The following is an 8,155-nucleotide window of genomic DNA, read 5'->3' as shown; positions in this document are numbered from 1 at the left end:
CCCACTCACCGACGAAACCTCAACACCAGGCGCAGCAGGCCGATACAACAACTTCACCGGCGGCGCGATCTACTTCAGCACCGCCACCGGACCCCACGATGTGTACGGAGCCATTCGGGCCCAGTGGGTGGCCCTCGGTTGGGAGCGCAGCCGGCTCGGCTACCCGACCAGCGGCGAGTACGGAATCACGGGCGGCCGCCGCAGCGACTTCCAGCAGGGCTCCATCCTGGTCCATGAGGCCGGCGCCAGGATAGAAGTCATCTACACCAACATTCCGCCTGCCCTCCTGGGCGTAGATCTGGAGCGCCTACCGACTACGCAGAAGGTTGTCGCACTCACGTTCGACGCCGGGGCCAACGACGCCGGCCTCCGATCGATCCTCGCAACCCTCTCGGCCAACGGCGTCCCGGGCACCTTCTTCCTCACCGGAAGCTGGGTCAACCAGTTCCCCTCCGACCCGGCACTGATCTACAACGCGGGGCATCGGATCGGCAACCACTCCATGAGCCACCCGGACTTCACAACCCTGACTGACGCCCAGATCGCGGACCAGATCAGCAGCGCGCAGAAGACCATCGAGGCCGCCGGCGGAGACCCGCGCCCGTTCTTCCGGTTCCCGTTCGGCGCCCGCGATTCCCGCACCATCGCGGACGTCAACGCCGCCGGCTACGCGGCGGTCCGGTGGACTGTTGACACCCTGGGCTGGCAAGGCACCCTGAACGGAACGCGCGGCCCGGGCTTTATCGTCCAGCGCGTCATGGCGTCCGCGCAGCCGGGGGCCGTCGTCCTGATGCACCTCGGCTCCAACCCGGACGACGGCTCAACGCTCGACGCCGCGGCCCTCCCGCAGGTGATCTCCGAACTCCGGGCGGCAGGCTACGGCTTTGTCACCCTCGACGCCGCCCTCGGCTAGCTGGCGGCTCAATCGCTTCGCCGCGGGAACCCCGCGAACACAAAAAGCCGCGGAAACCCTTAAGTTTCCGCGGCTTTGTGGTCGGGCTGACAGGATTTGAACCTGCGACCCCTTGACCCCCAGTCAAGTGCGCTACCAAGCTGCGCTACAGCCCGCTGGTTCCGCCGTTCTCCGCTGAACTCCATCCCCGGATCACTCCGCGGATTTCCATCAGCAGTCCGGCCGAACCACCTAGAAGAGCTTACACGATCCCGGAGGGTGCAAGTGACACTTTCCGGGTTTCGGTGCCCTGAGTGTTGCGGATCACGTCCGTCAGCGCTTCTTTCCGCGCTTTTCGCGCACGCGCATGCTGACCTCGATGGGGGTGCCCTCGAAGCCGAAGGTTTCACGCAGGCGGCGGGTGATGAAGCGGCGGTAACCGGGATCCAGGAAGCCCGTGGTGAACAGCACGAACTTCGGCGGCCGGCTGGATGCCTGCGTGCCGAAGAGGATGCGCGGCTGCTTGCCGCCGCGGACCGGATGCGGATGTGCGGCAACCAGCTCGCCCAGGAAGGCGTTGAGCCGGCCGGTGGCGATGCGCTTGTCCCAGCTTTCCAGTGCCACGTCCAGTGCGGGCACCAGCCGGTCCTTGTGCCAGCCGGTCTTGGCGGAAATGTTCACCCGCGGAGCCCAGTCCACGTGTGCGAGGTCCTGTTCGATTTCACGTTCCAGGTACCGGCGGCGTTCGTCGTCCAGCAGGTCCCACTTGTTGAAGGCCAGGACCAGCGCCCGGCCGGACTCGATGGCGAGCTGGAGGATGCGTACGTCCTGTTCGCTGAGGACCTCGTCCACCGCAAGGAGCACGACGGCGACCTCCGCCTTCTCGAGCGCGGCCTGCGTCCGGAGCGATGCATAGTAGTCCGCTCCCTGGGCCATGTGCTGGCGGCGCCGGATGCCGGCCGTGTCGACGAAACGCCAGGTACGTCCGCCGAGTTCAATGAATTCGTCCACCGGATCCCGGGTGGTTCCGGCGGTGTTGTCCACCACCACGCGCTCGGAGCCGGCGAGTTTGTTCAGCAGGGAGGACTTGCCGACGTTGGGCCGGCCGATCAGGGCGATGCGGCGCGGTCCGCCGGAACGCTCCAGGCCCTCAATGGTCGAGAACTCGGGCAGCACGTCCATCACGTGGTCGAGCAGGTCGGCCACGCCGCGGCCATGCAGTGCCGACACAGGGTAGGGTTCGCCGAAGCCGAGGCCCCACAGCACAGCGGAATCCGCCTCCTGCGCGAAGTCATCAACTTTGTTGGCGACCAGGATGACCGGTTTCTTGCTGCGGCGCAGCATCTTCATGACCGCTTCATCAGTGGCCGTGGCGCCGACGGCGGAGTCCACCACGAAGAGGACGGCGTCAGCGAGTTCCACGGCCATCTCGGCCTGCTCCGCCACGCGGGCGTGGATCCCGCGGGCATCGTGTTCCCATCCGCCGGTGTCCACCAGGGTGAAGTTGCGGCCGTTCCAATTGGCCGAATACATGACCCGGTCACGGGTGACGCCGGGGGTGTCCTCCACCACGGCCTCGCGGCGGCCCAGGATACGGTTCACGAGGGTCGACTTGCCCACGTTGGGGCGGCCGATGATCGCCAGGACGGGATCGAGCTTGACGGGGCCGTCGAAGTCCTCGTCGCCGTATTCCCCGCTGAGCAGGGCGGCGTCTTCCTCGTCGAGGTCGTAGTCCTCCAGCCCCGCCCGGAGCGAGGCCGCGCGGAGCTCAGCCTCGTCGTCGTCAATGGCGGCCAGCCGTTCCGCAACCTGGTCGGTGCCGGAAGGGGTGTATTCGTCTTCGCCGGAGCCGGGGTGGCCGGATGTCTGGGTGGTGTCGCTCATTGCACTGTCCTTAGTGGTCATCTGCCGGCGTCCCGGCTACTGCTGTTAAGTCTTTGGTGGAGTCAGCGAAGGGCAGGGGCTGCCCGCTGAGTTGGATGGCGTCCCGGACGTGCCCTGCCAGCGCTGCGCGGATCTCCTGCGCTGCCCTGTCCATTGAAGCACGCCCGCTTTCTCCCGCCCGGCTGCCCAATGTCAGGGCGGTCCCGAAGCTGACGTGTAAGCGGCGTCCGGGCCGCGGCACGAAATCCAGGTGCTCGTTGCCGGTCCGTGTGCCCAGGATGGCCACCGGCACCACGGGGGCCCCGGTGTTCAGCGCCAGCCACGCCACCCCGCCGTTGATGCCGGCGGCGTCGCCGCTCCCCCGCGTCCCCTCGGGCAGGATGCCAACGCACCGTCCGGCGTCGAGCAGTTCCTTGCCGCGCTGAAGCGCGGCCCGTCCGCCGCGCCGGTCCACGGGCAACTGCCCGGACGCGGTCAGCACCTGGCCCAGGAAACCGTTGAACATTTCCTGCTTGACCATGATGTGCATGGGCCGGGGCGCGGCACCGAACATCACAGGCCCGTCCAGGAGGCTGATGTGGTTCCCGGCGAAGATGACCGGGCCACCGGTGGGGACGTTGGTCTTTCCGGTCACGGTGGTCCGGTAGACCAGGTGGTCCAGGGCCCAGCCCACCGGCCTGCTCCACCGCATGGTCCAGGGCGAAGGAACGGCCCGGGCCGAAGGAACTGTGGACCCGGAAGGAAGGGGCGGCATGCCGTCAGTCACGGTTGAGGACCTTGGTGACGATGACCAGCGCAGCATCCACTGTCTGTTCAAAGTCCAGGTCCGACGAGTCCAGCGTCACCACGCCGTCGGCGGCCTGGGTGAAGTTCACTACCTTGGAGTCCTTCGCGTCCCGGTGGGTGACCTGGGCGGCCAGCTCTTCCGCGTTCTGGGTTCCGCCCAGCTGGATGCCGCGCCTGCGCAGCCGCGCTTCCTCGCTGGCGGTCAGCAGCATGCGGACCTCCGCCCCGGGAGCGACGACGGTGGTGATGTCCCTGCCTTCCACCACCATGCGGCGGTGGTGCTTTTCGATCAGTTCCCGCTGGCGGCGGATGAGTTCGGTCCTGGCGCCCAGGGTGGTGGCGACGGCGCTGACGGCCGACGAGATGGCGGGTTCGCGGATGGCGTCAGTGACGTCGACGCCGGCGACGCGCACGTATTCCTGCTGCGGGCTGGTGCTGAGCTCCATGACGATGTCGCGCGAGGCCTGCTCCACCGCCGCTGCGTCGTCAAGGTCGATGCCGCTGTTGAGGCAGTGCCAGGTCAGTGCCCGATACATGGCCCCGGTGTCGAGGTAGGCGAGACGCAGCCGCCGGGCCACTTCCTTGCTTACGCTGGACTTGCCGGACCCGGACGGGCCGTCGATGGCAACAACCAGCGGCCGGCCGACGCGCAGGGCGGGCATGGTGTCGAGAAGTTCCTGTGTCATGACTGAAGTACCCGCCATCCGCGGTCGTTTAATGCTTCGATCAGGTGGTCGTGCTTGTTGGGCAACACTGACAATTCCACCATGCCGACGTTCTGTCCGGAGGAATGGTCCAGCCGAAGGTCTTCAAGGTTCACGCCGATTTCACCGATTTCGGTGAGCAGCTGCGCGATCTGGCCCGGCCTGTCGTCCACCAGGACGGTGAGCCAGGAGTAGGCCTGCGGCGGCCCTCCGTGCTTGCCGGGGATCCGTGCCTGCCCGGCGTTGCCTTCGCTCATCAGCTGGGCAAGGTCCAGGCGTGCGCCGGGTGCGGTGGGGTTTTCCAGTGTTCCTATAAGCCGGTTGAGGTCCTCCCGGACGCCGTAGAGGATCTCCACCACCTTGGCCGCGTTGCCGCCAAGGATCTGCACCCACAGCGTGGGGTCGCTGGCGGCAATCCGGGTAACATCACGGAGTCCGTTCCCGGCCAGCGACAAAGCGTGCAGGGGCGTTCCCTGGAGACGGCTGGCCAGCAGCGAGGACATCACCTGCGGCAGGTGGGACACCAGTGCCACGGCTTCGTCGTGCTCGTCGGCGGTGAACTGCGAGACCACCGCTCCGAGGTCCGTGCCAAGCGACCTGGCCACCTGAAGGGCGGCGCCGGACGTTTCCTCGGCTGGGCAGACCACCCAGGGCATGGACGTGAACAGTTCGCCGCGGGCAGCAACGGGGCCGGATTTCTCCCTGCCTGCCATGGGATGCGTTCCAACATAGCGGGAGAGGTCGACTCCGCTTTCGCGCAGCCGGGCGAGGATGTCCGCCTTGACGCTGGCGATATCCACCACCACGGATTCCGGGTAGTCGGCCAGTGCCTGCTGGACGACCTCCGCCGTGACATCCGGCGGAGCGGCCACCACGACCAGCTGCGGCACGGTTTCGCCGAGCTCGGACAGCGGACGGCCGGCGCCGATATCCACGGCAACGGCCTGGTTCGTGGGTGAGGGGTCGGAGAGGTACACCGGCACCCCGCGCCCGCGCAGTCCCAGCCCGATGCTGGTTCCGAGCAGCCCGGTGCCGAGCACCACCACGGGCCCGTCCAGGTGGCCGCGTCCGTGGCTCTTGAAGGCGGACATGCCTCAGAGCCCCACGGATGCCAGCAGGTGGCCGACTTCCTGCTTGCCGAGGTTGCGGATGCTGCCCTGGCGCTGGTCACCGAGCCCAATGGGACCGACCTTGACACGGACAAGCCGCTGGACGGGGAAGCCGACGGCGTCGAACATACGGCGGACGATGCGGTTCTTGCCCGAGTGCAGCACCACTTCGATCAGGACGTGCCCCGGAGTGGAGTCGACAAGCCGGAAGGAGTCCACGGACGCGAGGCCGTCTTCCAGTTCCACGCCCGCTTTCAGCTGGGCGCCGACGCCGTGCGGGAAGGGGCCGCGCACCTGGACCAGGTAGGTCTTGGGGACCTCGAAGGACGGGTGGGTGAGCCGGTTGGCCAGTTCGCCGTCGTTGGTCAGCAGCAGCAGCCCTTCGGTGGCGACGTCCAGGCGGCCGACGTGGAAGAGCCGTTCACCCTTGTTCTTGGTGTTCTTGAGGAAGTCGCTGATGCAGGGGCGGCCGTCGGGGTCTTCCATGGTGGAGACGACGCCCTTGGGCTTGTTGAAGACCATGTAGACGAGGTTCTCGTCGAGCTGGATGCGGAGGCCGTCAACGTGGATGACGGCGGTCTTGGGGTCCACGCGGACGCCGAGCTCGGTGACCACCTGGCCATCCACCTCCACGCGTCCTTCCGTGATCATCTCCTCGCAGACGCGGCGCGATGCCACCCCGGCGGATGCCATGACTTTCTGCAGGCGGACACCGTCGGCATCGTGCAGTTCGGACTGGGGCACGTCCCGGCGGGGGCCCTTGTTCCTGGCAGGCTTGCGGACCGGGCCGAGGTTCTGGCCAAAGCGTTCGCTGCCGAAGGCGCGGGAAGCGGGTGCAGCCGCGGCGCCCGGGCGGGGCTTAGCCTTGGGCGCACCCGGGGTTCCGGGGGCCTTCTTCGCGCCCGGCTTGCGTGACGCCGGGTTGCGCGACGACGGCTTGGCCGGCTTGTCCGCGCCGCGGCCCTGCTGGGCGCCGCCGAGATCGGGGTCGATGAAGCGTTCCTCGCGCGGTTTCGGCGCGCGGTGCGGCCGGTCCGCGCCGAATCCGCCGCCCCGCTTGGCTGCACCGCCGCGGGAGCTGCCTCCGAAGCTTCCTCCCGACGCGTTGCGCTGTGAGTGGTTGCGTTCCGCGCCGCCGCGTCCGGAACCGTTACGTGGTGAACCCTGGCGTCCCGCCTGTGTCATGACCCGTCCTTCGTTGTGTGGCCTTCAAGGTGTCCCGTGACAACCCTAGCCAGCCCGGCAGATTCACTCTGCCCTGTTCAGTGTTTTCTCCATATGCCTTTGCAGACCGGGGCCGGCCTACATGTTGTCGGCGTCGTAGAACTCTGCGATTCCTTCCAGTCCAGGAAGGTGTGGCGACAGCTGTGGCAGGTCCGCCACGGAGCTGATGCCCATCCGTTCCAGGAAGTAGGAGGTGGTCCGGTAAAGGATTGCCCCCGACTCGGGATCCGTTCCCGCGTCCTCGATCAGCCCGCGCTGGGCCAGTGTCCGTACCACCGAGTCAACATTGACGCCGCGAATCGCAGATACCCGCGCCCGGGAAACCGGCTGGCGGTAGGCAATGACCGCCAGTGTTTCCAATGCTGCCTGGGTCAACCGCGCCGTCTGCCCGTCGAGCACGTACTTTCCGACGATGTCGGCAAATTCGGCCCGGGAGTAGATGCGCCAGCCACCGGCGATATTCCGCAATTCAAAACCCCGGGGGCTGGAGGCGAAGCCGGCTGTGCTGGCCTTGTCCATATCCGGGGCGTTAACAGTATAGCCGTTATACTCCCGCTCCAGTTCTGCCAGCAGGTCCCTGACGGCGCCGACCGGGAGCCCCAGTCCGGCCGCCAGTTCTTCTTCGGTTGCCGGCTGGTCCAGGACCATCAGGACCGCTTCGATGGCAGCCTTCGCCCCGCCGGGCAGGCTGTGGACATCGTGGCTGCCGTCCTCCGGAGTTCCGTCCGGCAGTTGTGCATTCACGGTTGCATCTCGTATTCCTCGCTCAAGTTTTCCGCTGACCATTGCCCCTGTCCTGCAGTCCAGTGCACGGCAAGGTCCGCCAGCGGCGAAAGCTGGTCGAAGGCGACGGCCTTGTCCCTGAACAGCTCCAGGAGCGCCAGGAACCGGGCGACCACCACCAGGGTGGAGCCGGCGTCGGCAATCAGGGCGCGGAAGGTCTGCGGCGATTCCTCCTGCAGCCGGCGACCCAGAATCCCGGCCTGGTCCTTCACGCTCACGGGGCTGCCGTGCAGGTGCCCGGTCCCCACCTCTACAGGCTGCGGGGCCTTGGGCTGGAGCGCCGCGGCGGCAAGGGCGGCAAACTGCTGCGGCGTGTGCTTCCACACCAGTTCGGGAAGCATCGCCGCGATGTGCCCCTCCAGTGCCACCTGGCGCGGGAACCTGCGGCCTTCCTCATGGAGGGTCTGCCCCAGCATTCCGGCAACCTGCTTGAATGCCTTGTACTGCAGCAGCCGGGCAAACAGAAGGTCCCGGGCTTCGAGCAGGGCGATGTCTTCGGCGTCCTCCACCTCGCCCGCCGGCAGCAGCCGGGCGGCCTTGAGGTCCAGGAGCGTCGCCGCAATGACCAGGAATTCGCTGGCCTCGTCGAGCGCCCATTCCTCGCCGACCGCCTGCAGCTTGCGGATGTACTTGATGAACTCATCCGTCACGGTGGCCAGTGCCACCTCCGTGATGTCCAGCTTGTGCTTGGCGATCAGGCCCAACAGGAGGTCGAACGGACCAGTGAAGTTGGCCAGCCGCACCTCGAATCCGGGCTTGGAGTCGGCCACAGC

General features: G+C 67.3%; 8 protein-coding genes and 1 tRNA gene. 1 reads left to right on the top strand and 8 read right to left on the bottom strand.

Annotation, left to right across the window (positions count from 1 at the left end; genetic code table 11):
* Positions 1–913, top strand: a 913-nt coding sequence (locus ACYQ1Z_RS18965) for a polysaccharide deacetylase family protein (protein ID WP_459794095.1), incomplete at its 5' end; no start/stop codon positions are given.
* A 78-nt stretch (positions 914–991) separates the two neighbouring features.
* Here the strand turns inward: ACYQ1Z_RS18965 and ACYQ1Z_RS18960 are convergent.
* The 8 genes from ACYQ1Z_RS18960 to ACYQ1Z_RS18925 form a co-directional block, all read right to left on the bottom strand.
* Positions 992–1,068 (bottom strand) — tRNA-Pro (locus ACYQ1Z_RS18960).
* A 157-nt stretch (positions 1,069–1,225) separates the two neighbouring features.
* Positions 1,226–2,776 carry a ribosome biogenesis GTPase Der gene (der, locus tag ACYQ1Z_RS18955; protein ID WP_459794094.1) on the bottom strand — a complete coding sequence of 517 codons (1,551 nt, stop codon included), beginning with the start codon at positions 2,774–2,776 and terminating at the stop codon, positions 1,226–1,228.
* Between the two features lie 10 nt (positions 2,777–2,786).
* Positions 2,787–3,467 (bottom strand): lysophospholipid acyltransferase family protein, encoded by a 681-nt coding sequence (locus ACYQ1Z_RS18950; protein WP_459794098.1) that lies wholly within the window; start codon positions 3,465–3,467, stop codon positions 2,787–2,789.
* A 67-nt stretch (positions 3,468–3,534) separates the two neighbouring features.
* Positions 3,535–4,248, bottom strand: a complete 714-nt coding sequence (gene cmk / locus ACYQ1Z_RS18945) for a (d)CMP kinase (RefSeq protein WP_459794093.1) — start codon at positions 4,246–4,248, stop codon at positions 3,535–3,537.
* Positions 4,245–5,357: a prephenate dehydrogenase gene (locus ACYQ1Z_RS18940; RefSeq protein WP_459794092.1), complete on the bottom strand. Its 1,113-nt coding sequence runs from the start codon at positions 5,355–5,357 to the stop codon at positions 4,245–4,247. Before ACYQ1Z_RS18940 ends, cmk begins: the two co-directional genes overlap by 4 nt.
* Positions 5,358–5,360: 3 nt before the next feature.
* Entirely contained in the window at positions 5,361–6,560 is a 1,200-nt protein-coding gene (locus tag ACYQ1Z_RS18935) for a pseudouridine synthase (RefSeq protein ID WP_459794091.1), read from the bottom strand.
* A gap of 117 nt (positions 6,561–6,677) precedes the next feature.
* Positions 6,678–7,343 carry an SMC-Scp complex subunit ScpB gene (gene scpB, locus ACYQ1Z_RS18930; RefSeq protein WP_459794090.1) on the bottom strand — a complete coding sequence of 222 codons (666 nt, stop codon included), beginning with the start codon at positions 7,341–7,343 and terminating at the stop codon, positions 6,678–6,680.
* Positions 7,340–8,152: a segregation and condensation protein A gene (locus tag ACYQ1Z_RS18925; RefSeq protein ID WP_459794089.1), complete on the bottom strand. Its 813-nt coding sequence runs from the start codon at positions 8,150–8,152 to the stop codon at positions 7,340–7,342. The genes scpB and ACYQ1Z_RS18925 overlap by 4 nt, the downstream gene beginning before the upstream one ends.
* Between the last annotated feature and the right edge of the window lie 3 nt (positions 8,153–8,155).

The sequence above is a fragment of the Arthrobacter sp. AD-310 genome (assembly GCF_054656615.1).
This window is presented reverse-complemented; position numbering and strand designations above follow the sequence as displayed.